Source organism: Achromobacter sp. HNDS-1 (genome assembly GCF_040084795.1).
In the GTDB taxonomy this organism is placed as follows: domain Bacteria; phylum Pseudomonadota; class Gammaproteobacteria; order Burkholderiales; family Burkholderiaceae_B; genus Achromobacter; species Achromobacter ruhlandii.
Window position 1 is genome coordinate 62,846 of record NZ_CP157584.1, and the last position, 22,187, is coordinate 85,032.

19 protein-coding genes are annotated in these 22,187 nt (G+C 66.9%); 10 read left to right on the plus strand and 9 right to left on the minus strand.

Annotated features, from left to right (window positions below):
- Positions 1-2: 2 nt before the first annotated feature.
- Together ABFG95_RS00210 and ABFG95_RS00215 are read right to left on the minus strand one after the other, a co-directional pair.
- Entirely contained in the window at positions 3-1,652 is a 1,650-nt protein-coding gene (locus tag ABFG95_RS00210; protein WP_348996073.1) for a ShlB/FhaC/HecB family hemolysin secretion/activation protein, read from the minus strand.
- A 293-nt stretch (positions 1,653-1,945) separates the two neighbouring features.
- A complete protein-coding gene (locus tag ABFG95_RS00215) occupies positions 1,946-2,716 on the minus strand; it encodes an SDR family oxidoreductase (protein WP_049073504.1) in 771 nt (256 codons plus the stop codon).
- Positions 2,717-2,995: 279 nt separating this feature from the next.
- Here ABFG95_RS00215 and ABFG95_RS00220 point away from each other — a divergent pair, with 279 nt between their 5' ends.
- The 5 genes from ABFG95_RS00220 to ABFG95_RS00240 all read left to right on the plus strand — a co-directional run bounded on the left by ABFG95_RS00220 (position 2,996) and on the right by ABFG95_RS00240 (position 8,035).
- On the plus strand, positions 2,996-3,721 hold the full coding sequence (locus tag ABFG95_RS00220; RefSeq protein ID WP_068950312.1) for a c-type cytochrome: 726 nt from the start codon (positions 2,996-2,998) through the stop codon (positions 3,719-3,721).
- Positions 3,718-4,647: a c-type cytochrome gene (locus tag ABFG95_RS00225; protein WP_348995267.1), complete on the plus strand. Its 930-nt coding sequence runs from the start codon at positions 3,718-3,720 to the stop codon at positions 4,645-4,647. The genes ABFG95_RS00220 and ABFG95_RS00225 overlap by 4 nt, the downstream gene beginning before the upstream one ends.
- A 188-nt stretch (positions 4,648-4,835) precedes the next feature.
- Positions 4,836-5,468, plus strand: a complete 633-nt coding sequence (gene gmk, locus ABFG95_RS00230) for a guanylate kinase (protein WP_080977408.1) — start codon at positions 4,836-4,838, stop codon at positions 5,466-5,468.
- Positions 5,469-5,514: 46 nt separating this feature from the next.
- Positions 5,515-5,718 carry a DNA-directed RNA polymerase subunit omega gene (rpoZ, locus tag ABFG95_RS00235; protein ID WP_006394760.1) on the plus strand — a complete coding sequence of 68 codons (204 nt, stop codon included), beginning with the start codon at positions 5,515-5,517 and terminating at the stop codon, positions 5,716-5,718.
- Positions 5,719-5,740: 22 nt separating this feature from the next.
- Positions 5,741-8,035 (plus strand): bifunctional (p)ppGpp synthetase/guanosine-3',5'-bis(diphosphate) 3'-pyrophosphohydrolase, encoded by a 2,295-nt coding sequence (locus ABFG95_RS00240; protein WP_006394759.1) that lies wholly within the window; start codon positions 5,741-5,743, stop codon positions 8,033-8,035.
- A gap of 135 nt (positions 8,036-8,170) precedes the next feature.
- Here the strand turns inward: ABFG95_RS00240 and glnQ are convergent, their stop codons facing one another.
- The 3 genes from glnQ to glnH form a co-directional block, all read right to left on the minus strand.
- Positions 8,171-8,899 carry a glutamine ABC transporter ATP-binding protein GlnQ gene (gene glnQ / locus ABFG95_RS00245; RefSeq protein ID WP_049073501.1) on the minus strand — a complete coding sequence of 243 codons (729 nt, stop codon included), beginning with the start codon at positions 8,897-8,899 and terminating at the stop codon, positions 8,171-8,173.
- Positions 8,896-9,552: a glutamine ABC transporter permease GlnP gene (gene glnP, locus ABFG95_RS00250; protein ID WP_035360348.1), complete on the minus strand. Its 657-nt coding sequence runs from the start codon at positions 9,550-9,552 to the stop codon at positions 8,896-8,898. Before glnP ends, glnQ begins: the two co-directional genes overlap by 4 nt.
- Before the next feature lie 168 nt (positions 9,553-9,720).
- A complete protein-coding gene (gene glnH, locus ABFG95_RS00255) occupies positions 9,721-10,473 on the minus strand; it encodes a glutamine ABC transporter substrate-binding protein GlnH (RefSeq protein ID WP_020927507.1) in 753 nt (250 codons plus the stop codon).
- Positions 10,474-10,638: 165 nt separating this feature from the next.
- On the opposite strand from glnH, the gene ABFG95_RS00260 reads away from it, so the two are divergent.
- Positions 10,639-11,700 carry a C45 family peptidase gene (locus ABFG95_RS00260; RefSeq protein WP_263898922.1) on the plus strand — a complete coding sequence of 354 codons (1,062 nt, stop codon included), beginning with the start codon at positions 10,639-10,641 and terminating at the stop codon, positions 11,698-11,700.
- A gap of 30 nt (positions 11,701-11,730) precedes the next feature.
- Here the strand turns inward: ABFG95_RS00260 and ABFG95_RS00265 are convergent, their stop codons facing one another.
- The 3 genes from ABFG95_RS00265 to nudC form a co-directional block, all read right to left on the minus strand.
- Entirely contained in the window at positions 11,731-15,354 is a 3,624-nt protein-coding gene (locus ABFG95_RS00265) for a hydantoinase B/oxoprolinase family protein (RefSeq protein ID WP_175146569.1), read from the minus strand.
- An 84-nt stretch (positions 15,355-15,438) separates the two neighbouring features.
- Positions 15,439-15,948, minus strand: a complete 510-nt coding sequence (locus tag ABFG95_RS00270) for a winged helix DNA-binding protein (protein ID WP_006388202.1) — start codon at positions 15,946-15,948, stop codon at positions 15,439-15,441.
- Between the two features lie 201 nt (positions 15,949-16,149).
- On the minus strand, positions 16,150-16,920 hold the full coding sequence (nudC, locus tag ABFG95_RS00275) for an NAD(+) diphosphatase (RefSeq protein WP_175204122.1): 771 nt from the start codon (positions 16,918-16,920) through the stop codon (positions 16,150-16,152).
- Between the two features lie 284 nt (positions 16,921-17,204).
- On the opposite strand from nudC, the gene ABFG95_RS00280 reads away from it, so the two are divergent.
- The 4 genes from ABFG95_RS00280 (at position 17,205) to ABFG95_RS00295 (ending at position 21,387) form a co-directional block, all read left to right on the plus strand.
- Positions 17,205-18,179 carry a TRAP transporter substrate-binding protein gene (locus ABFG95_RS00280; RefSeq protein ID WP_049073497.1) on the plus strand — a complete coding sequence of 325 codons (975 nt, stop codon included), beginning with the start codon at positions 17,205-17,207 and terminating at the stop codon, positions 18,177-18,179.
- Between the two features lie 7 nt (positions 18,180-18,186).
- Positions 18,187-18,687: a TRAP transporter small permease gene (locus ABFG95_RS00285; RefSeq protein WP_049073496.1), complete on the plus strand. Its 501-nt coding sequence runs from the start codon at positions 18,187-18,189 to the stop codon at positions 18,685-18,687.
- On the plus strand, positions 18,680-19,981 hold the full coding sequence (locus tag ABFG95_RS00290) for a TRAP transporter large permease subunit (protein WP_049073495.1): 1,302 nt from the start codon (positions 18,680-18,682) through the stop codon (positions 19,979-19,981). Before ABFG95_RS00285 ends, ABFG95_RS00290 begins: the two co-directional genes overlap by 8 nt.
- A 338-nt stretch (positions 19,982-20,319) precedes the next feature.
- A complete protein-coding gene (locus ABFG95_RS00295; protein WP_054416677.1) occupies positions 20,320-21,387 on the plus strand; it encodes a porin in 1,068 nt (355 codons plus the stop codon).
- 90 nt (positions 21,388-21,477) lie between these two features.
- Here the strand turns inward: ABFG95_RS00295 and ABFG95_RS00300 are convergent, their stop codons facing one another.
- Entirely contained in the window at positions 21,478-22,185 is a 708-nt protein-coding gene (locus tag ABFG95_RS00300) for an ABC transporter ATP-binding protein (protein ID WP_049073493.1), read from the minus strand.
- Positions 22,186-22,187 lie beyond the last annotated feature (2 nt).

Sequence of the window (22,187 nt, forward strand, 5' to 3'; positions counted from 1 at the left end):
ATTCAGCAGGACCAGCCAAGGCTGAAGCCGACGGTGAGCGCGTCGGTCTTGAAGCCCTTGGGCCTGGAGAGCGGCGTGCCGGCGAAGAGGTCCCAATGGAATCCCTTGGCGCCGCCGCGCAGGCCAATGACCGAGCCGGCCAGGTTGCGGCCCCGCAGCCAGCGCGTTGACGGGCCGCCGACGTGGCCGTAGTCGGCGCCGAAATAGAGTTCCTGGCCGGCGCCAAGCAGCAGACCGAATTCGTTGCGCCAGACCCAGCCGCGCTCGCCCATCAGGGTCAGCTCACCGTCGAAGCCGCGCACGCTGTAGCGCCCGCCGATCGAGAAGCGATCCTGGGGCACCAACGGCGTGCGGTCCCATTGCGCCCGCCAGCTGCCGATGTAGCGGGCACGTTGCGACCCGAGCGACAGGGGAACCATGAGCTGGGCGTCGGCGGTGATGACCTTCATCCGCGAAGTGCCTTCGCCGAAGTCTTCCTCGGGCGCGGCCATCGCGTTGAAAGCACCGGTGCCGCGCCGGTAGGCCAGGCTCGCATCGAGCGTGCTTTCACCCAGGTATTCCCGGTGCGTCAGGCCCAGCTCCCAGCCGCCGGCGCGGCGGCGCTGGACCTCGATTTCCGTATCGTCGATGAAGTTGCTGGACCGGCGCAGCCAACCGCGGCCGTAGACGGCGGTCTTGCGCGTGGCATCGCGATGGACAAGCCGCGACAGGCGCAGCTCGGCGTTATGACTGGCGCCGCTGTAGACATAGTTCTGGCTATAGCCGGCGACCGCCTGGCGATACCCGTAGCCGCTGGCCGTGGCGCTGAGCGACCAATAGCCATGGGGCAAGCTGTAGTGCGCGGTGTAGCCCCTGGTGCCCTTGCGGTTGCCGTTGAACACGTCATGGCTGAGGTTGACGTAGAACAGGTCGTTCAGCATGAGGAGGCCGTCAAGGGAGACGGTCAACGCACCCTGGCGCTTGCCGGTCGCCTTGCTGCCGGCGTCATCCAGGGATGCGGACACGCGGATCGGGGGGGAGCGCTGCCGCCAGGCGATGACCAGGTCGCTTTGGCCGGGACGAGCATCTTCGCCAGCGGCGGGGACGATCTGGATGTCAGCCTCCACCGTCGGCACGCGCTTGAAGTTCTCCAGCGCCTGTTCGATATCGCGCAGATTGAGCAGGTCGCCACGCCCGACCGGCACGGCATTCCAGGCGGTGGCCGCGCGCGAAGTACCGGGCGCGAAAAAAATGGCGTGGATGCGGCCGGGCACGACGGTAAGCGTCAGCGTGCCGCTCGTCAGATCCTGGGGCGCGGCAAGGATGCGAGTGGTGACGAAACCCCTCGCAACGACGGCGTTCTGCACGCACGCTATGACCACGCTGATGCCCACGGCGCCAAGACAGCGCCCCGTGGCGGCGTCGCTCTCGGGGTCGGCGGCGCGCAAGGCCCAGAGAAAGCGCTGCGCGTCTTCGCCATCAAGACGGATACGGCCAATCGGAAAGCATGGCGTCTCGTCCCGAGGCAACAGGTCCGGCGATGGCGCGTGCGTCGACCGCGCCCGTACATTCGGCGCGGCTTCCTGCTGTTTGCGCAATATCCTTTCGCGCTCCTGCTGACGCAGCAGTTCCTGCGCGGCGCCAGCCTGCGTCTGTGCGGACGCCGACACCATGAACAGCAGCAGGCTGAACGAGATCCACGCGTGCTGCCACAACCAACCGACCATCCTCCCTCCCTATGTCTCCGTGCGCAGGTGTGCTTCGGGATTGGATGGCGGTAAGGCGGTTATGGGGATACGGCGAGCTGGTTTGTCAGACCAGGCGTTAGCCGTCACTAGCGATCTCGGATCACCTAACCTATCGGCGGTAAACTGCTGCCGCGCCGCAGGCGTCGGGCACGGCAAAAGAAAGCGACCCTCAACAAAAAAGCGCCCGAAGGCGCTTTTTGTTGAGGGCGAAGCCCCGGTCAGCCGCGGCCGACGAACGGCATGTTGGTCGCCATGATCGTCATGAACTGCACGTTGGCCTCCAGCGGCAGGCGCGCCATGGCGGCGACGGCCTGCGCGACGTGGGCGACGTCCATGCGCGGCTCGACCTTGGTGCTGCCATCGGCCTGCAGGATGCCGGCGGCCATGCGTTCGGTCATGTCGGTGGCGGCGTTGCCGATGTCGATCTGGCCGCAGGCAATGTGGTAGGGCCGGCAGTCCAGCGAAATCGACTTGGTCAGGCCGGTCACCGCGTGCTTGGTGGCGGTGTAGGCAATCGAGAACGGCCGCGGCGCATGCGCCGAAATCGAACCGTTGTTGATGATGCGCCCGCCCTGCGGCGTCTGCGCCTTCATGACCCGGATGGCGGCCTGCGCGCACAGGAACATGCCGGTCAGGTTGGTATCGACCACCTCGCGCCAGACCGCCACCGGCAGTTCCTCGATCGGCATGGCCGGCGCGCCGCGCCCGGCATTGTTGAACAGCACATCCAGACGGCCATATTCGCGCTGGGTGGTGTCGAACAGTTCGCGCACCGCCTGTTCGTTCGACACGTCGGTGGGCACCACCAGCGCCCGCACACCGTCCTCGCCCGCCGCCGTGCGCGTGGCCTCGAGCGGCTCGCGCCGGCGGCCGGCCAGCACCACGCGATAGCCTTGCGCCAGGAATTCCAGCGCCACCGCGCGGCCAATGCCGGTGCCGGCGCCGGTGACCAGCGCAACGCGGGGAGGGTCGATCTCGTTCGTGTGCATCGGATGCTCCTTGTTATCTGTCGGCGAAATGCTACCCGAATCATTCTGGCGATGGTGCAAGCGAACGTTCCATTCGCGACACGCGGCTCTCGGCCGGACAGAGGAGAAACCGGCGCCCGGGCCGGCGGGCGGATGACGCGCCGTCGCGTTGCCCGGTCGCCCTGTTGCGAATTGAGCGCAGGCAAATCAAGGGATCGAGCTTTGATCTGTCACAAATTTCCATATAATTTTGGGAAATTAACTTATTACCAAAATTCCAATAATCTTCGGAGTTCGACCATGGCATCACTGCCCTATTCCGCCATTCGCTGGGCGGGCGCGCTGGCCTTGGGGGCCGGCGCGCTCGGCGCATTGTCCGGTCCCGCGCAGGCCGCCGCCGACGGGCGTCAGATCAGCACCCAGGGCGCCAACGGCGCGCCGGCCTGTGTGACCTGTCACGGCGCCAATGGCGAAGGCAATCCCGCCGCCGGCTTTCCCCATCTGGCGGGCCTGGGCGCCGCCTACCTGGCCGAGCAGCTCGACGCCATGGCCAACGGCTCGCGCGTGAGCCCGGTGATGGCCGCCACCGCCAAGGCGCTGGACCCGGCGCAGCGCCAGGCGGTCGCCGCCTATTACGCCGGCCTGCCGGCGCCGTTGAACGTCGACCGGCTGGCGGCCACGGCCCTGCATCCGGTCAAGCCCGACGATACCGGCGCCTGGCTGGCCACGCGTGGCGCGTGGGACAAGAACGTCCCGGCCTGTAACCAATGCCACGGCCCCGGCGGCATCGGCGTGGGCGCCAATTTCCCCAGCCTGGCGGGTCAGCCCGCGGCTTACATCGCCGGCCAGTTGCGCGCCTGGCGCCAGGGCCAGCGTCCGCCCGGCCCGCTCGGCCTGATGCCGGCCGTGGCCACCCGTCTGACCGACGCCGAGATCGACGCCGTGTCCGCCTACTACGCGGGCCTGCCCAAGGCCGCCGACCTGCTTGCCGCGCAAGCCAACGCCGCCCCGGGAGCCAAGCAATGAATCCGATCCGCCACCCAATCGCCCGTCTCCTGCTCGCCGTCGCCGGAACCGGCGCGCTGCTGTCGGCCACGGCGGCCTTCGCCGCCGACACGCGTCCCGAATTCACGCCGCCCAGCGCCGCCTCGCTGCCCGACACGGAATTCGGCAAGATCGTTCGCCAGGGCGAACAGATCTTCCTGCACACGCCGCAGAATGCCGGCAAGTTCGTCGGCAATGACCTGAACTGCGCCAGTTGCCACCTGGACGCCGGCCGCCGCCCCGATTCCGCGCCGATGTGGGCGGCCTACGTGCTGTATCCCGCCTACCGCGCGAAGAACGGGCACGTCAACACGCTGGCCGAACGCCTGCAAGGCTGTTTCCGCTTCAGCATGAACGGCAAGCCGCCGGCGGCCGACGACCCGGTGCTGACGGCCCTGCAAACCTATATGTTCTGGCTGGCCAGCAAAGCGCCCACCGGCGTGCCGCTCAAGGGCCAGGGCTACCTCAAACTGCCCAAGCCGGCCCAGAAGGCCGACTACGTGCGCGGCAGCGAGGTCTACGCGCAGTACTGCGCCGTCTGCCACGGCGCCGACGGCAAGGGACAGAAGAACGGCGACCACTGGGTCTTTCCCGCGCTGTGGGGGCCGGATTCGTTCAACTGGGGCGCCGGCATGCACCAGATCGGCAATGCCGCCGGCTTCATCAAGGCCAACATGCCGCTGGGACAGGCTGGCATGCTGAGCGACCAGGAGGCCTGGGACGTGGCGTATTTCATGAACGCGCACGAGCGGCCGCAGGATCCGCGCTATACCGAGTCGGTGGCCAAGACCCGCGCCAAGTATCACGACTCCGAGGATTCGCTGTACGGCATCGAGGTCAACGGGCACCTGCTCGGCAGCGATTCGCCCGCCCCCGGCGGCAAGCTGGCGCAGGCGGCGGCGCGCTGACGCGGCCGCGCGCGGCGTCGGCCCGCCGGCGGGCCAGCGCCGCACGGGCCGCCGGACGGCCCGCCTCGATCGCCACCCCGTCCAGGTGGCGGCATGGCGCGGCGCGACAATGCGGCGGGGTTTTCCCCCTGCCGCGCCGCGCGATTTGCTATCCTTCGGGTCTCGGCATCACACGCTCGTCATATTCCATGCACGCCAATTCCGGCAATGTCTTCATGGTCGTCGCCCCCAGCGGGGCCGGCAAATCCAGCCTGGTCAAGGCCTTGCTGCAGCAAGACCCGTCCATCCTCCTGTCCGTCTCGTGCACCACGCGCGCGCCGCGTCCCGGCGAAGAAGACGGCCGCGAATACCGATTCATCGGCACCGACGAATTCAAGCAGATGCGCGACGAGCAGCGCCTGCTGGAATGGGCCGAGGTGCACGGCAATTTCTATGGCACGCCGCGCGACCGCATCGACGAAGCCACCCGCGAAGGCCGCGACGTGCTGCTGGAGATCGACTGGCAGGGCGCGCGCCAGGTGCGCCAGCGCTTCCCCGCCGCGATTGGCATTTTCGTGCTGCCGCCGTCCATCGAGGAACTCGAAAGCCGGCTGAAGGCGCGCGGCCAGGATGCGCCGCAGGTGATCGCGCGCCGGCTGATGGCCGCCGGCGGCGAAATCGCGCACGCGCCGGAATGCGAATATGTTATTATTAATCAAGAATTTAGCGTAGCCTTGTCGGAACTGACTCAAATCGTCAGCGCCGCGCGGCTGCGTTTTTCGTCTCAGGCCGCCCGGCACGCTGACTTGTTCGCGCAACTCGGCATCCCGGCGGCACACTGAAACGAAGCCGCATTCTCCCTTTCCACCATCAGCACCAGGTGTCCTAATGGCTCGCATTACCGTCGAAGACTGTCTGAATCAGATCCCCAACCGTTTCAAGCTCACGCTGGCCGCGACCTACCGCGCCCGCGAGCTGGCGCAAGGCCATGCCCCGCGCCTGGACAGCAAAGACAAGCCCACCGTCACGGCCCTGCGCGAAATCGCGGGCGGCCTCACCGGCGCGGAAATGCTGCGTAAAGTTCCCACCTGATATTTTCCGGGGGGCGGCAAGCATGGCTTTTCCCGGGCTGAAGTACGCTTCATCAGGTCTGCTTGCCGCGCTACGTGCCGGCTCCCGTCTCGGGCGCCGCACGGGCAAGAAAGACAAGAACTCCCCCACGCCAGCCTCCGTCGCCGCCCAAGAGGCGGCGGACGCGACCGCCTCGCCGGTCGCCTCGCTGGCGCCGCTGACCGAAATCATCGGCAGCTATCTCGACAAGAAAGATGTGGAGCGCGTGCGCGAAGCCTACCGCTTCGCCGACCAGGCGCACCTGGGCCAGTTCCGCGCCAGCGGTTCGCCCTACATCTCGCACCCCATCGCCGTCACGGAAATCTGCGCGGGCTGGAAGCTCGACGCGAACGCGTTGTCCGCCGCCCTGCTGCACGACGTGATGGAAGACCAGGGCATCGCCAAGCACGAGCTGGCCGAGAAATTCGGCCCTGAAGTCGCCGAGCTGGTCGATGGCCTCTCCAAGCTGGACCGCCTGGACTTCGCCACCAAGGCCGAGCAGCAGGCCGAGAGTTTCCGCAAGATGCTGCTGGCGATGGCGCGCGACGTGCGCGTCATCCTCATCAAGCTGGCCGACCGCCTGCACAACATGCGCACGCTGGACGCGGTCAACCCTGAAAAGCGCCGCCGCATCGCCCGCGAAACGCTGGACATCTACGCGCCCATCGCTCACCGGCTGGGCCTGAACCTGCTGTTCCGCGAACTGCAGGACCTGTGCTTCGCGGCCATGTACCCGAACCGCTATCAGGTGCTGTACAAGGCCGTGCTGGCCGCGCGCGGCAACCGCCGCGAGGTGATCGGCAAGATCGCCGATTCGGTGCGCGCCGCCCTGCCGGCCGCCGGCATCGAGGCCGAAGTCACCGGCCGCGAGAAGACGCTGTTCGGCATCTACCGCAAGATGGTCGACCAGAAGAAGTCGTTCTCCGACGTGCTGGACATCTACGGTTTCCGCGTCATCGTCCACACGCTGCCCGAGTGCTACCTGGCGCTGGGCACGCTGCACCAGCTGTACCGGCCGGTGCCCGGCAAGTTCAAGGACTACATCGCGATCCCCAAGGTCAACGGCTACCAGTCGCTGCACACGACGCTGGTTGGCCCCTACGGCACGCCGGTGGAATTCCAGTTCCGCACCCGCGACATGCATCACGTGGCCGAGGAAGGCGTGGCCTCGCACTGGCTGTACAAGGGCGCCGACCTGACGCTCAACGACCTGCAGAAACGCACCCACCAGTGGCTGCAATCGCTGCTGGACATCCAGAGCCAGACCGGCGATTCGGGCGAATTCCTCGAACACGTCAAGGTCGACCTGTTCCCGGACGCCGTTTACGTTTTCACCCCGCGCGGCAAGATCATCTCGCTGCCGCGCGGCGCGACGCCGGTGGACTTCGCCTACGCCATCCATACCGACATCGGCAACCAGGCGGTGGCCGCCAAGGTCAACGGCGAGTTCGTGCCGCTGCGCACGGAACTGAACAGCGGCGACACGGTGGAGATCGTCACCTCCCCCGCTTCGCGCCCGAACGCGCAATGGCTCAACTACGTGCGCACCGGCCGCGCCCGCTCGGAAATCCGCCACTACCTGCGCACCGTCAAGTACGAGGAATCGGTGGCCTTCGGCGAACGCCTGCTGGGCCAGGCCCTGCAGGAGCTGCACATGCCGCTGCCGGCCACCGACGATCCGGCCTGGCAGAAGCTGGCGCGCAGCACCGGCGCCAGCTCGCGCGAGGAAATCCTGGCCGACATCGGCCTGGGCAAGCGCCTGGCGGCCGTGGTGGCGCGCCGCTTCGCGCCCGAGCACCAACTGGTGGCCACCACCGCCGCGGCGGTGGACGAGCTGACCTCGGCCCGCAGCGCCCCGATCCTGATCCAGGGCAACGAGGGCCAGGCGGTGCAACTGGCGCCGTGCTGCGGGCCGCTGCCCGGCGACCCGATCATCGCCGGCATGCGCATGGGCCACGGCCTGGTGGTGCATACCGCCGACTGCCCGGTGGCCATGCGCCAGCGCCTGCGCGAACCGGAACGCTGGATCAACGTCGCGTGGGACGCCCACACCGCCAAGCACCTGGCCACGCGCCTGGACATCGTCACCCGCAACGAGCGCGGCGTGCTGGGCCGGCTGGCCGCGGAAGTCACGGCGGCCGACGCCAACATCATGCATGTGACGATGCACGATGACGCGGTCTCGACGGTGTCGCTGCACCTGACCATCCAGGTCGACAGCCGCAAGCACCTGGCGCAGGTGATCCGCGCCATCCGCCACGTGCCGCAAGTGCAGAAGATCGTGCGCGTGAAGGGCTGAGGGCGGAGCCCACCCCCGAAGCGCTGCGCGCTTCCCCCTCAAGGGGGCATGTCTACGGACCGGCGGAGCCGGATCCGTGACATCCCGCTTGGGGGCGCTCTCATTGCGGCCTTTGAAGCGTGGAGCGATCCGTGCTCAGGCCACGTGTTGCAGGAAGTCCTTCAGGCGCTGGCTGGGCGGATTGTCCAGCAGCTCGGCCGGCGGCCCGTCATGGGCGATCTTGCCGGCGTCGATGAAGATCAGGCGGCTGCCGACCTTGCGCGCGAACTCCATTTCGTGCGTGACCACCACCATGGTCATGCCCTCCTCGGCCAGATCGCGCATCACCTTCAGCACCTCGTGGCGCAGTTCCGGGTCGAGCGCCGAGGTCGGCTCGTCGAACAGCATCAGCTTGGGCTTGATGGCCAGCGCGCGGGCGATCGCCACGCGCTGCTGCTGGCCGCCGGACAGCTCGGACGGATAGTGGTTCATGCGCTCGCCCAGCCCGACCTTGCGCAGCAGCTGCTCGGCCAGTTCGCGCGCCTCGTCGCGGCCCTGGCCGCGCGTGTGGATCGGCCCGAACATGACGTTCTGCAGCGCGGTCATCTGCGGGAACAGATTGAACTGCTGGAACACCATGCCGGCCTCGCGGCGGATCTCGCGCACCTGGGCGGCGCCGCCATGCACGCTCAGGCCGTCGACCAGCAGGTCGCCGCCGTTGATCGTTTCGAGCACGTTGATGCAGCGCAGGAAGGTGGACTTGCCGGAACCGGACGGCCCCACCACCACGACCACCTCGCCCGCGTCGATATTGAGCGAGATACCGTTCAGGACCGTGGACTCGCCGAACGTCTTGGTGACGTCATGAAATTCAACCATGCTCATAGTATGCGCATCCTCTTTTCCACCAGGTGCAGGATCAGCGCCATCGTGCCCGTCAGGATCAGGTAGACGATGGCGATGGCCGACCAGATCTCGACCGCGCGGAAGTTGCTGGCCATGATCTCCTGGCCCTGGCGAGTCAGTTCCGCGACGCCGATCACGATGAACAGCGACGAATCCTTCAGGCTGATGATGCACTGGTTGCCCAGCGGCGGAATCATGCGGCGGAACGCCACCGGCCCGATGATGTGGAACAGGATCTTGTGAAACGGCAGGCCCATCGCCTGCCCGGCTTCCTTCAGGCCCTTGTGCACCGACAACAGCGAGCCGCGCACGATCTCGGAGATATAGGCGCCCGAGTTGATGATGAGCGTGACGATGGCGGCCCACTCGGCGTCCACCCGGATGTTGGCCAGCAGCGGCAAGGCGAAATAAATGAACATCACCTGCACCACGATCGGCGTGCCGCGGATCACCGCGACGTACACCTGGGCGATGCCCGACAGGATCGGATGCCCGTAGGCCCGGGTCACGCCGGAGAGCGCGCCCAGCAGGAACCCGCCGAACAGGCCCCAGAAAGTGATCTTGATGGTCATCTGCGTGCCCACCCACAGGTTGGGCAGCGCATCCATCACTACATTCCAGTCAAAATCCACGAATTACCCCTCAATGGCGCGCCTCGCGCGCCGCATCCTGGCGGGAACGCCCGGCGCCGCAAGCGGCTCGGGGCCGCCCCGTCCCGGGCCCGGCGTCGCCGGAGCGAAGCGCCGGGGCCCCAGACTGCCGGGCGGCCCCGAAATGCAACATCAATCCGGCGAAAAAGCTCAGGGCTTCTTGCCGAACCACTTTTCGTAGATGGCGTCGTACTGGCCGTTGGACTTGAGCGTGGCCAGGGCCTTGTTGACCTGCGGCACCAGTTCGCTGCCCTTGGGGAAGGCGATGCCGTAGAAGTCGCCGCTCTTGACCGAGCCGACCACCTTGACGCGGCCCTTGCCGGCCGTGTTGGCGTAGTACTGGACGTTGGGCGTGTCGTGCACGGCGGCGTCGACCCGGCCGGTGGCCAGTTCCAGGTAGGCGTTGTCGATGTTGGGGAACAGCTTGAGCTTGGCGTCCGGCACCTGGGCCTTCAGGAAGTCCACGGTGGCCGTGCCGGTCTTGACCGCGACGGTCTTGCCGGCCAGCGACTTGGCGTCCTTGATGTCGGTGTTCTTTTCGCCCACCAGGATGGCCAGGCCGCTTTCGTAGTAGGGATCGGAGAAGTCGATCACCTTCTTGCGGTCATCGCGAATGGTGATGCCGGCCAGCGCCACGTCGATGTTCTTGGTCTGCAGGCCCGGGATGATGCCGTTGAAGTCCATCGGCTGCAGCTTGTACTTGACGTTCAGTTCCTTGGCGATGGCGGCCCACAGGTCGACGTCGAAGCCGGTGTAGGTGTTGCCCTGCTTGAACTCGAACGGCACGAACGCCGTGTCGGTGGCCACCACCAATTCCTTGCCTTGGGCATAGGCGCCGGAGGCGGCGCCGAACATGGCCACGGACAGGCCGACCAAGGCGGCGGCGACTTTACGTTTAATCATGAAACTCTCCTCTTGGGGCTGATAGCGCCCGGGGTTGCAGTTGGAACATGATGCGCGGGCCACGCCGGGATCACCGGAGCAACTTACGGCGCATGTTAACGCATCCGTCCCCACCGCAGAGAGCTTAGAAAAATTACAATCCGCATGACACCCCGGAGAATCCCCATGCCCTACAAGTATGTACGCATCGCCGGCAACCGGCGCCAGGTCGGCGTGGCGCTGGGCAGGCTGGCCCGCCCGCTGATGGCGACCTACCTGGACCAGAGCGCCACTTGGAAGGCGCTGCGCCCCTGGCGCGGCCATCCTTACGTGACGGAACTGGGCGAGCAGGCGCGCGCCGCGCTGCCGGCGATCTGGGAGGAACTGGAGGGGCTGGCCGAAGGGCTGGGAATGCCGCTGGCGGACGTGTTGCTGTGGAATTGCCGGGGTGACTTGCTGCATAGCAGCGGCAGCGGCGACGGCTGCACCTCGGTGGCGCTGAAGGCGGCCGATGGCACCCGCTGGATCGGCCACAACGAGGACGGCGATCCGTTCCTGTACGGCCGCTGCCATCTGGTGGACGTGGCGCTGGACGACGCGCCGGGCTATCTGAGCTTCTATTACCCGGGATCCCTGCCCGGCCATACCTTCGGGGCCAATCGCGCCGGTCTGGTGCAGACCATCAACAACCTGCGCACGCGCCTGCGCCAGCGCGGCCTGCCGCGCATGCTGCTGGCGCGCGCCGTGCTCGACTGCGCCACGCTGGACGAGGCCGTGGCGCTGCTGCGCGACGCGCCGCGCGCGGGGGGCTTTCACCATACGCTGGGGTCGGCGGCCGACGCCCGCATCTTCAGCGTCGAGGCGACGCCGGGCGCCGCGTCAGCGCAGGAGATCGGCACCCGGTATGGTCACGCCAACCACATGGTGCATCAGGCCAGCCGGGGGCAATCGCAGATCATCACCGACTCGTCGCGCGAGCGCCAGCGCCGCATCGAGGGCATCGTCGACACCTGGTCCCCCGCCACCATTGGCGCCGACCTGCTGACGGCGCTGCATGACACCGAGGGCGAACTGCCGATCCTGCGCACCGATCCCAAGGACCCTGACGGCGAAAACACGCTCGCCACCGCGATCTTCGAGATCGGCGATGGCGAGGTGACGCTGCGGGTCTATGACCGCAAGGCCAAGGCGGACATTGTGCTGGATGTGATGAACGATCCGGACGATCCGGCGCCCGAACCCGCCTGAACGGGCTCGGGCGCCGATGACGGGCGGCGCTTAGGCCGCCCCGTAGCCCCCACCTCCCGGCGTTTCCACCACGAACACGTCGCCCGGATGTAACTGGGCGCTGTCCTGCGGACCGAGTTCCTCGACCGTGCCGTCCAGCCTTTCGACATAGTTGCGGCCCATCGCGCCCGGCTCGCCACCGGCCAGGCCGAACGGCGCATAGCGGCGGTTGTTGGACAGGATCGCGGCGGTCATGTCTTCCAGGAAGCGGATGCGGCGCACGCCGCCGTTGCCGCCCGGATAGCGCCCCGCCCCGCCCGAACCGTGGCGGATCTCGTACGACTCCAGCCTCACCGGGAAGCGGAACTCCAGCACTTCGGGGTCGGTGAGGCGCGAGTTGGTCATGTGCGCCTGTACCACCGAGGTGCCCGGGAAGCCTTCGTCGTGGGGACCGGCGGCATCGATGCGCACGGGACCGGCGCCGGTGCCGCCCGAGATGGTCTCGTAGTACTGGTGACGCGCGTTGCCGAAGGTGAAGTTGTTCATGGTGCCCTGGCTGGCGGCCAGCACGCCGAGCGCGCCATAGAGCGCGTTGACGATGCACATGGACGTTTCGACGTTGCCCGCCACCACCGAGGCCGGCGGGTTCGGGCGCAGCATCGAGCCTTCCGGCAGGATGATCGACAGCGGCACCAGGCAGCCGTCGTTCAGCGGGATGTCGTCGTTGACCAGGGTGCGGAACACGTACAGCACCGCGGCCACGGCGATGGCGCCCGGGGCGTTGAAGTTGTTGTCCAGCTGGTCCGAGGTGCCGGTGAAGTCGACCACGGCGCTGCGCGCCTGGTTGTCCACCCGCACCGCGACGCGGATGACCGCGCCGTTGTCCAGCGGATACTCGTAGCTGCCGTCCTTGAGCACCGAGATCACGCGGCGCACTGCTTCTTCGGCGTTGTCCTGCACGTGGCCCATGTAGGCCCGCACCACGTCCAGGCCGAAGTGATCGCACATGCGCAGCAGTTCCTGCACGCCCTTTTCGTTGGCGGCGATCTGCGCGTGCATGTCGGCGATGTTCTGGTCCGGATTGCGCGCCGGCCAGCGGCCCGAGCCGAGAATGTCGCGCGCGGCCTGTTCGCGGAACTCGCCGCCCTTGACCAGCTGGAAGTTGGTGAACAGCACGCCTTCGTCTTCGACCGTCTTCGAATCCGGCGGCATCGAGCCCGGCGTGGTGCCGCCGATGTCGGCGTGGTGGCCGCGCGAGCCGACGTAGAACAGGATCTCGCTGCCGTTGCGGTCGAACACCGGCGTGATCACCGTGACGTCCGGCAGGTGGGTGCCGCCGTGGTACGGGTCGTTGACCACGTAGGCGTCGCCCGGCTGCATGCGGCCGGCGTTGGCGTTCATGACGGTGCGCACCGATTCGCCCATGGAGCCCAGGTGCACCGGCATGTGCGGCGCGTTGGCGATCAGGCGGGCCTGGGCGTCGAAGATGGCGCAGGAGAAGTCCAGGCGTTCCTTGATGTTGACCGAGTACGCCGTGTTCTGCAGGCGGTAGCCCATCTGTTCGGCGATCGACATGAACAGGTTGTTGAACACTTCCAGCATCACCGGGTCGGCCTGGGTGCCGACAGCGCGGCGCTCCGGGCGGGCCTCGACGCGGCGGATCACGAAGTGGTCCTGTTGCGTCAGCTCGGCCTGCCAGCCGGGCTCGACCACGGTGGTCTGGTTCGGCTCGGAGATGATGGCGGGGCCCGCCACCACGTCGCCGCCGGCCATGTCTTCACGCACGTACAACGGCGTGTCGCGCCAGGCGCCGCCGCTGTACATGCGCACCGCGCGGCGCGGCGCCAGCGCGCCATCGCGGCTGCGCGAGGCGGGCGTCTCGGTGACGCGCTCGCCGCCGCCGGTGGCTTCCACCGAGATGGTCTCCACCACCAGTTCGCGGTTGGGCATGAGGAAGGAATAGCGCTGGCGATAGGCCGCCTCGAAGTCCTTGCGAGCCTGGTCCAGGTCCGAATACGGCACTTCGAGCGCGGTGTCGGTGCCGCGGTACTTCAGGTGCAGGCGGCGCTGCACCTGGATGTCGCTGTCGGCCACATGCTGGCGGCGCAGTTCGCCCACGGCCTGCTCGGCCAGCGCGTCCAGTTCGCCTTGCAGCTCGGCCATCAGCGCGGCGTCAAGCGTTTTTTCGACGGTCTTCTGGCGCATGTCGGTCTGGTCGGCCAGGCCCATGCCGTAGGCCGACAGCACGCCGCCCAGCGGGTGCGCGAACACGGTGGTCATGCCAAGCGCGTCGGCCACCAGGCAGGCGTGCTGGCCGCCGGCGCCGCCGAACACGGTCAGCGCGTATTCGGTGACGTCGTGGCCGCGCTGCACCGAGATGCGCTTGATGGCTTCGGCCATGTTGCCGACGGCGATTTCCAGGAAGCCTTCGGCCAGTTGTTCCGGCGTCATGTCGCGGCCGGTGGCGGCGCGGACCTCGTCGGCCATGGCCTGGAAGCGCTGCACGACCGCGTCGCGGTCCAGCGGCTCGTTGGCGTCGGGGCCGAAGACCTTGGGGAAGAAATCGGGCTGGATCTTGCCGAGCAGCACGTTGCAGTCGGTCACGGCCAGCGGGCCGCCGCGACGGTAGCAGGCGGGGCCAGGGTTGGCGCCGGCCGAATCCGGGCCGACGCGCAGGCGCGCGCCGTCGAAATGCAGGATCGAGCCGCCGCCGGCCGCGACCGTATGGATGCTCATCATCGGTGCGCGCATGCGCACGCCGGCCACCAGGGTCTCGAACTCGCGCTCGAATTCGCCGGCGTAGTGCGACACGTCGGTGGAGGTGCCGCCCATGTCGAAGCCGATGATCTTGTCAAAACCCGCTTGTTCGCTGGTGCGCACCATGCCGACGATGCCGCCGGCCGGGCCGGACAGGATGGCGTCCTTGCCGCGGAAGCGGTGCGCGTCGGTCAGGCCGCCGCTCGATTGCATGAACATCAGGCGGATGCCAGGCAGCTCGCTGGCCACCTGGTCGACGTAGCGCTTGAGGATGGGCGACAGGTAGGCATCGACCACCGTGGTATCGCCGCGCGAGACGTACTTGATCAGCGGGCTGACCTCGTGCGAGGCCGATACCTGGGTGAAACCGATCTCGCGCGCGATGCGGGCGGCGCGCTGCTCGTGGCCGGTGGCGTGCCAGGCGTGCATGAAGACGATGGCGACGGTGCGGATGCCGCTGTCGTACGCCGCCTGCATGTCGCGGCGCAGCGCCGCTTCGTCCAGGTCGCGGATCACTTCGCCATCGGCGGCGACGCGCTCGTCGGCCTCGACCACGGCCTCGTAGAGCATTTCCGGCAGCAGCACGTTGCGGTCGAACAGGCGCGGGCGGTTTTGGTAGGCAATGCGCAGGCCGTCGCGGAAGCCGCGGGTGGTGACCAGCAGCGTGCGTTCGCCCTTGCGTTCGAGCAGCGCGTTGGTGGCGACCGTGGTGCCCATCTTGACGCATTCGACCTGCTCGGCCGGCACCGGCTGGCCGGGCGCGATGCCCAGCAGCTTGCGGATGCCCGCCACCGCCGCGTCGCGGTACTGCTCGGGGTTCTCCGACAGCATCTTCGCGGTGGTGGTGGTGCCGTCGGGGCGGCGCGCCACGATGTCGGTGAAGGTGCCCCCACGATCAATCCAGAATTGCCACTTCATATTCATCCTCGGGTACAAGAAGCCGCCACGGCGCTGCCGGCCGCGGCGTGCGGGTGGTGGTACGGGAAGGATCCCGCGTATCGGTTACAGGGAGGTCGCGGCGCGCGCGGCCTGGTCGTACAGGCCGGACAGGGCGCGCAGCGTGTGCGCCAACTGGCGGCTGAATTCCAGGCCGCCCCCGCCCGGCGCGTCGAGGCCGGCGGTGAGGCATTGTTCGCGGATTTCGCCGTAGCGCTTGATGATGGCCGCGCCCTCGGGCGTGACGCTGTAGAACACTTCCTTGCTGGCGCGCTCGCCCTTGACCACGCCCAGGCGGTCGAGCTTTTTCAGCGCGTAATTGACGATGTGCGTGTCTTCGACATTGAGCGTGAAGCAGATGTCGGCCAGCTTCTTGGGGCGCTGGCGATGGAACACGTGGTGGAACACCATGACGTCGGTGGGCGTCAGGTCAGGCAGGCCCGCCGCCGCCATGCAGCGCACGGTCCAGCGGTCAAAGGCGTGGCTGGCGATCATCAGGCCGAATTCGACTTCGGACAGATCGGGCGCGCTGCCCCCGGCCAGGTGGGCCGACGAGGCGATCAACGTGGAGGTCATAACGGCCGCGCAACAAGTTTATCTGCGCGAAATACTAATAATTTATCTATATTTCATCAATAAAAAATAAATCAGGGACACAAAAAAACCCTCGTTTCGAGGGAATACCCTAGCTCCCGGCCCCCGGCTGACAGGACCGTCCGTTCCGCGCCAGGGCGTTCGCGGCAGAGGCCCACCGCGGCGCCTGCCCTCAACAAAAGACTACGGCGCGTCCCAGCCCGCCGGCAGATTCGCGCGGATCAGCGACCCCGCGATGGAGATGCGCGGCGCGATCTCGGGCATCGGGTCGCCCGGGCCGAACCAGCGCGCATCGGCGATCTCGTCCTCCTGCACGCGGATGTCGCCGGACATGTACTCGGCCGTGTAGGCCACCATCAGCGAATGCGGGAACGGCCAGGACTGGCTGCCGAAGTACTTGAGGTTGCCGACCTTCAGGCCGACCTCTTCCAGCACCTCGCGGTGCACCGTCTGTTCGATGCTCTCGCCCGGTTCGACGAAGCCGGCCAGCGCCGTGTAGCGCCCGGCGGCGTTGGCGGTGTGGCGCGCCAGCAGGATGCTGTCGCCCTTGCGGATCAGCACCATCATGGCCGGCGAAATGCGCGGATAGGCCGAGAAACCGCAGGCCGGGCAGCGCTGGCAGAACTCGCCGCTGACGCGCGTGGTGGGCGTGCCGCAGGCGCCGCAGAAACGGTGGGTGCGGGCCCATTCCGCGATCTGGTAGGCGCGCCCCGCGAGCGCCATGCGTTCCTCGTCCAGCACCCCGAACAGGGACCGCAGCTTCTTGAACGCGTAGCCATGCGGCGCTTCGATGCCCGGCTCGACATGCGCGGCGCGGGCCGGCGATTCCGGCGCGGCCCAGACCGGCTGCAAGGCATCGGCCCCAAGCCCGGCGCGCACACAGGCGTCCAGGTCCGGCAACACGCTGGTGGCTTCCTCGACCAGCAACTCGTCACGACGAAAAACGAAATTCACACGATCCTCTGCGGCACGACTGCGATGACGAGATCTTAGAAGAAAAAAGCCCCGCCGCAAGACTTCGTCCGGCCCGTGGGCACACTAGTTCAATCTTCAAGCAATCCGCGCGCGCCAGCCTAGGAATTACCCGTAAACGCGCATTTACAGGCACTTTGTGACCAATTGGCAACATAGAATGGCACGGCTTTTCAGCCTGGCGTCATGCCACGCCGCGCGCTCTTTTCGCAATGCCTAACCGGGCCAAGACGTCCCGCACTCCTCATTCGCAAAGAAGGACCATCATGTTCAAGAAGCTCTCGCTGTTGACCGGCAGCCTCATCGTGGCGTTCAGCGCCGGCGCCCAGGCCCAGACCAAGTGGGACCTGCCCAGCGCCTATCCCGCCAGCAACTTCCACGTCGAAAACCTGACGACCTTCATCAAGGACGTGGACACGCTGTCCGAAGGCAAGCTCAAGATCACGCTGCACAACAACGCCTCGCTGTACAAGGCGCCCGAGATCAAGCGAGCGGTGCAAGGCAACCAGGCCCAGATCGGCGAGATCCTGCTGACCAACTTCGCCAACGAAGATCCGATCTACGAACTGGACGGCCTGCCCTTCCTGGCCACCGGCTACGACGCCTCGTTCAAGCTGTACCAGGCGCAGAAGCCGTTCCTGGAAAAGAAGCTGAACTCGCAAGGCATGACGCTGCTGTACGCGGTGGCCTGGCCGCCCCAGGGCATCTTCGCCAACAAGGACATCAAGCAGATCAGCGACATGAAGGGCCTGAAGTGGCGCGCCTACAGCCCGGTGACGGCCAAGATCGCCGAGCTGGTCGGCGCCCAGCCGGTGACGGTGCAGCAGGCCGAACTGTCGCAGGCCCTGGCCACCGGCGTGATCGACTCGTACATGTCGTCGGCCTCCACCGGCTACGACACCAAGACCTACGAGTACATCAAGAAGTTCTACGACACCCAGGCCTGGCTGCCCAAGAACGCCGTGATCGTCAACAAGAAGGCGTTCGACGCGCTTGATCCGGCCACGCAGGAAGCCTTGAAAAAGGCCGGCGCGCAGGCCGAGGAACGCGGCTGGAAGCTGTCGCAGGAAAAGAACAAGTGGTACCAGGAAGAACTGGCCAAGAACGGCATGGAGACCATCAAGCCGACCGTCGAGCTCAAGGAAGGCCTGTCGGTGATCGGCAAGCGCATGCTGGATGACTGGCTCAAGAAGGCCGGCGCCGACGGCCAGGCCATGATCGACGCCTACCGGAAGCAGTGATACGACCATGCGCCGCTTTCTGGATGGACTTTACGGCGCGGCCGGCCTGCTGGCCGGCCTGTGCACGATCGGCGTGCTGGTGGCGGTGCTGGCCGCCATCATCGCCCGACAACTCGGCCTGAACATTCCCGGCACCGACGCCTACGCCGGGTATTTCATGGCCGCCGCGGGTTTCCTGGCGCTGGCCAGCACCTTCAAGCATGGCGAGCACATTCGCGTAACGCTGCTCCTGAACGCGCTGTCGCCGGCCGCCAGCCGCCGCCTGGATATCTTCGCGCTGGGCATCGGCTGCCTGATGGCTGCCTCTTTCGCCTTCTTCAGCGTCAAGCTGGCCTACGATTCCTGGCAGTTCAACGACATGTCCACGTCCAACGACGCCACGCCGCTGTGGATTCCGCAGCTGAGCATGGCCGTGGGCACGGTCCTGTTCCTGGTCGCCCTGCTCGATGAGCTGGTTCGCCGTTCACGCGGCCTGGCCGCCGCCACCTCGCAGCAAACCCATGAATGAACTTCTCGTCATTACCCTGCTGGTCGTCTCGATCTTCGCGTTCCTGGGATGCGGCGTCTGGGTCGGCCTGACGCTGGCGGGCACCGCCTGGATCGGCATGGAGATCTTCTCCAGCCGTCCCGCCGGCGATGCCATGGCCGTCACCATCTGGGGCGCCTCGTCGAGCTGGACGCTGACCGCCCTGCCCCTGTTCCTGTGGATGGGTGAAATCCTGTTCCGCACGCGCCTGTCGGAGGATCTGTTCAAGGGCCTGGCGCCGTGGCTCAACCGGCTGCCTGGCCGGCTGCTGCACACCAACGTGATCGGCTGCGCCATCTTCGCGGCGGTGTCTGGCTCGTCGGCGGCCACCTGCGCCACGGTCGGCAAGATGACCATCCCCGAGCTGACGCGCCGCGGCTACCCCGAATCGAAGATCCTGGGCACGCTGTCGGGCGCCGGCACGCTGGGGCTGCTGATCCCGCCGTCGATCATCATGATCGTCTATGGGGTAGCGGCGGACGTGTCGATCGCCAAGCTGTTCATCGCCGGCATCGTGCCGGGCATCCTGCTGGCGCTGCTGTTCATGGGCTACATCGCCTGGTGGGCGATCCGCAACCCGGACGAAGTGCCGGCCGCCGATCCCGGCCTGACGTTCATGCAAAAGCTGTCGCGTTCGCGCCACCTGATTCCGGTGATGCTGCTGATCGGCGCGGTGCTGGGCTCGATCTACACCGGCCTGGCCACGGCCACCGAAGCGGCGGCGGTGGGCGTGGTCGGGGCGTTGATCCTGTCGGGACTGCAAGGCTCGCTGAACCGTTCCACCTTCATGCAGTCGCTGCTGGGCGCCACCCGGCTGTACTGCATGATCGCGCTGATCCTGGCCGGCGCGCAGTTCCTGACGCTGGCAATGGGCTACATCGGCCTGCCGCGGGCGCTGGCCGAATGGATCGGCGGGCTGGGTCTGTCGCAGTTCGGGCTGATCATGGCGCTGATGGTGTTCTTCATCGTGCTGGGCTGCTTCCTGGACGGCATTTCCATCGTGGTGCTGACCATGGGCGTGCTGCTGCCGACCGTGCAGGCGGCCGGCATCGACCTGATCTGGTTCGGCATCTTCATCGTTTTCGTTGTGGAAATGGCACAGATCACGCCGCCGGTGGGCTTCAACCTGTTCGTGCTGTCGGGCATGAGCGGGCGCGAATTGCCCTACATCGCGCGCGCCTCGCTGCCGATGTTCTTCCTGATGATCCTGGCGGTGCTGCTGCTGTACCTGATCCCGGGCATCGCCACGTGGCTGCCGCTGCATATGACGCTCTGACCGGCCCCGGCCAATCCGAAACCCCGTTCCTGGAACGGGGTTTTTTTTGGAACAATCCAGGCATTGTTTCACCAATCGCCTTTTTTGCCATTCTGTAAACCCAGGGAAAACGCGAAAAAGATAAACGCACTACACAAGCCGTAACTTTTTTAGAATCCCCGTGGCATTGCCGTGCGGCACCAAGTTGGCGCATGGCATGCACACAGGGCCCACGCTCCGGACCCGCGCCAACCCCTGGCGTCGGTGCAACGGCCCAGCTCCAGGCGAACCGCCCGGCGCGTCCCGTCGAGCCACAAGCCCGACGCACGCTAAGAACAGAAACATTAGGAGAAGCCTTCGTGAAACGCATCACCCTCTCGCTCGCTGTTGCCGGCCTCGGCCTGGCCGGCGCCGCTTCGGCGGAAACCAGCGTCACCCTGTACGGTATTGCCGACGTCAGCATGCGCTACGTCAACACCAGCTCCGGTTCGACCGGCGTGGACGGCAGCCGCTTCTCGATGGAAAACGGCGCCATCTCCAACAGCCGCTGGGGCCTGCGCGGCTCGGAAGACCTGGGCGACGGCAACCGCGCCTTCTTCCGCCTGGAGCAAGGCTTCAACGTGCAGAACGGCCAGTCGTCCAGCGCTGGCAAGACGTTCAACCGCCTGGCCTATGTCGGTCTGGACGGTGGCAGCATCGGCGCCCTGACCCTGGGTCTGCAGAACACGGTGATCCAGGACCTGATGGCGGACTACTTCGATCCGCTGACCGTGGGTAACTACAACGAGAACTCGTGGCTGCCCGCCGCCATGGGCCGTGTGCGCAACAACAACACCGTGCGCTACTCGAACACGATCGGCGACCTGGCCGTGATCGCGTCGTGGGCCAACGGCGACCGTTGGGACGACAAGAAGGCTGGCCAGCAAATGGGCATCAGCCTGCGCTACACCGTCGGCCAGCTCGGCCTGGGCGGCGCGTTCATGAAGACGTACCAGGGCGACAACTCCGACCTGCGCCAGCAAGTATGGAACCTGAGCGCCTCGTACCAGTTCGAAAGCGCCAAGATCTTCGCCGGCTACTTCAATGGCAAGGACCAGACCGGTTGGGTCAACGCCGTCATGGGCGGCACCACCACCGCCAACCTGGACCGCAAGGACAACGGCTACTTCGCCGGCGTGACCTGGCAGGCCACCCCGCGCTGGGCCATCACCGGCGCCGCCTACTACGACCAGAGCAAGAACATCGTGGAAGATGGCGACAAGGGCAAGCGCTACGCCCTGGTGGCCGTGGCCGAGTACGCGCTGTCCAAGCGCACCCAGGTGTACGGCACCGTGGACTACAACAAGGTCCGCGACGCCGCCACCGGTGAAATCGCCGGCCGCACCAGCCAGGTTGGCGCCGGCGTCGGCATCCGCCACATCTTCTAAGTCCCGCGCGACTTACGGCCCGCCCCCGGCCGCATAGCAAAAAAGCCCGTCGCTCGCGCGACGGGCTTTTTCCTGGGCCACTGCCTCGGCCTACATCCCCAGATAGGCCTTGCGCACTTCGTCCGAGGCTGCCAGCTCGGCCGCGTCGCCCGATAGCGCCACGCGCCCGCTCTGCATGACGTAGGCGCGCGCCGCCACTTCCAGCGCCTGCGCCATGTTCTGCTCGACCAGCAACACCGACAGGCCGTCATCGCGGTTCAGCGCGGCCAGGGCGTCGAACACCTGCTCGACCAGCAGCGGCGACAGGCCCAGGCTGGGTTCGTCGATCAGCAGCAGCCGTGGCCCGCTCATCAGGGCTCGGCCGATGGCCAGCATCTGCCGTTCGCCGCCGGACATGGTGCCCGCCAACTGTTCGCGGCGCTCCTTCAGGCGCGGAAACAGCGTGTAGACCTTGTCCAGCCGCTCCTGGTAGACGCGTTCGTCGCGCACCGTGTAGGCCCCCAGGCGCAGGTTCTGCTCGACCGGCTGGCGCGCAAACACCCGCGCGCCTTCCGGAATCATCGCAATGCCCTGCTTGACCAGCTGGTCCGGCGGCGTTCCGGTGATGTCGCGCCCTTCGAAGACGACGCGACCTTCCCGGGGCTTGACCGAACCGATGATGGCCAGCAGCGTGCTGGACTTGCCGGCGCCGTTGGCGCCCAGCAGCGCGGCGATTTCCCCCTGGCGCACCTCCAGCGACAGGTCGCGCACGGCCTGCACGCCGCCATAGGCCACGCTCAGGTTCTCTACCTTCAACATCA

Coding starts and splice junctions, on each gene's coding strand:
- ABFG95_RS00260 (WP_263898922.1), top strand. CDS start 10,639: ATGCCCTACAAGTATGTACGCATCGCCGGCAACCGGCGCCAGGTCGGC.
- ABFG95_RS00240 (WP_006394759.1), top strand. CDS start 5,741: ATGGCTTTTCCCGGGCTGAAGTACGCTTCATCAGGTCTGCTTGCCGCG.
- glnQ (WP_049073501.1), bottom strand. CDS start 8,899: ATGAGCATGGTTGAATTTCATGACGTCACCAAGACGTTCGGCGAGTCC.
- ABFG95_RS00220 (WP_068950312.1), top strand. CDS start 2,996: ATGGCATCACTGCCCTATTCCGCCATTCGCTGGGCGGGCGCGCTGGCC.
- glnH (WP_020927507.1), bottom strand. CDS start 10,473: ATGATTAAACGTAAAGTCGCCGCCGCCTTGGTCGGCCTGTCCGTGGCC.
- ABFG95_RS00290 (WP_049073495.1), top strand. CDS start 18,680: ATGAATGAACTTCTCGTCATTACCCTGCTGGTCGTCTCGATCTTCGCG.
- rpoZ (WP_006394760.1), top strand. CDS start 5,515: ATGGCTCGCATTACCGTCGAAGACTGTCTGAATCAGATCCCCAACCGT.
- ABFG95_RS00210 (WP_348996073.1), bottom strand. CDS start 1,652: ATGGTGTCGGCGTCCGCACAGACGCAGGCTGGCGCCGCGCAGGAACTG.
- ABFG95_RS00265 (WP_175146569.1), bottom strand. CDS start 15,354: ATGAAGTGGCAATTCTGGATTGATCGTGGGGGCACCTTCACCGACATC.
- ABFG95_RS00280 (WP_049073497.1), top strand. CDS start 17,205: ATGTTCAAGAAGCTCTCGCTGTTGACCGGCAGCCTCATCGTGGCGTTC.
- ABFG95_RS00215 (WP_049073504.1), bottom strand. CDS start 2,716: ATGCACACGAACGAGATCGACCCTCCCCGCGTTGCGCTGGTCACCGGC.
- ABFG95_RS00270 (WP_006388202.1), bottom strand. CDS start 15,948: ATGACCTCCACGTTGATCGCCTCGTCGGCCCACCTGGCCGGGGGCAGC.
- ABFG95_RS00225 (WP_348995267.1), top strand. CDS start 3,718: ATGAATCCGATCCGCCACCCAATCGCCCGTCTCCTGCTCGCCGTCGCC.
- ABFG95_RS00285 (WP_049073496.1), top strand. CDS start 18,187: ATGCGCCGCTTTCTGGATGGACTTTACGGCGCGGCCGGCCTGCTGGCC.
- gmk (WP_080977408.1), top strand. CDS start 4,836: ATGCACGCCAATTCCGGCAATGTCTTCATGGTCGTCGCCCCCAGCGGG.
- ABFG95_RS00300 (WP_049073493.1), bottom strand. CDS start 22,185: ATGTTGAAGGTAGAGAACCTGAGCGTGGCCTATGGCGGCGTGCAGGCC.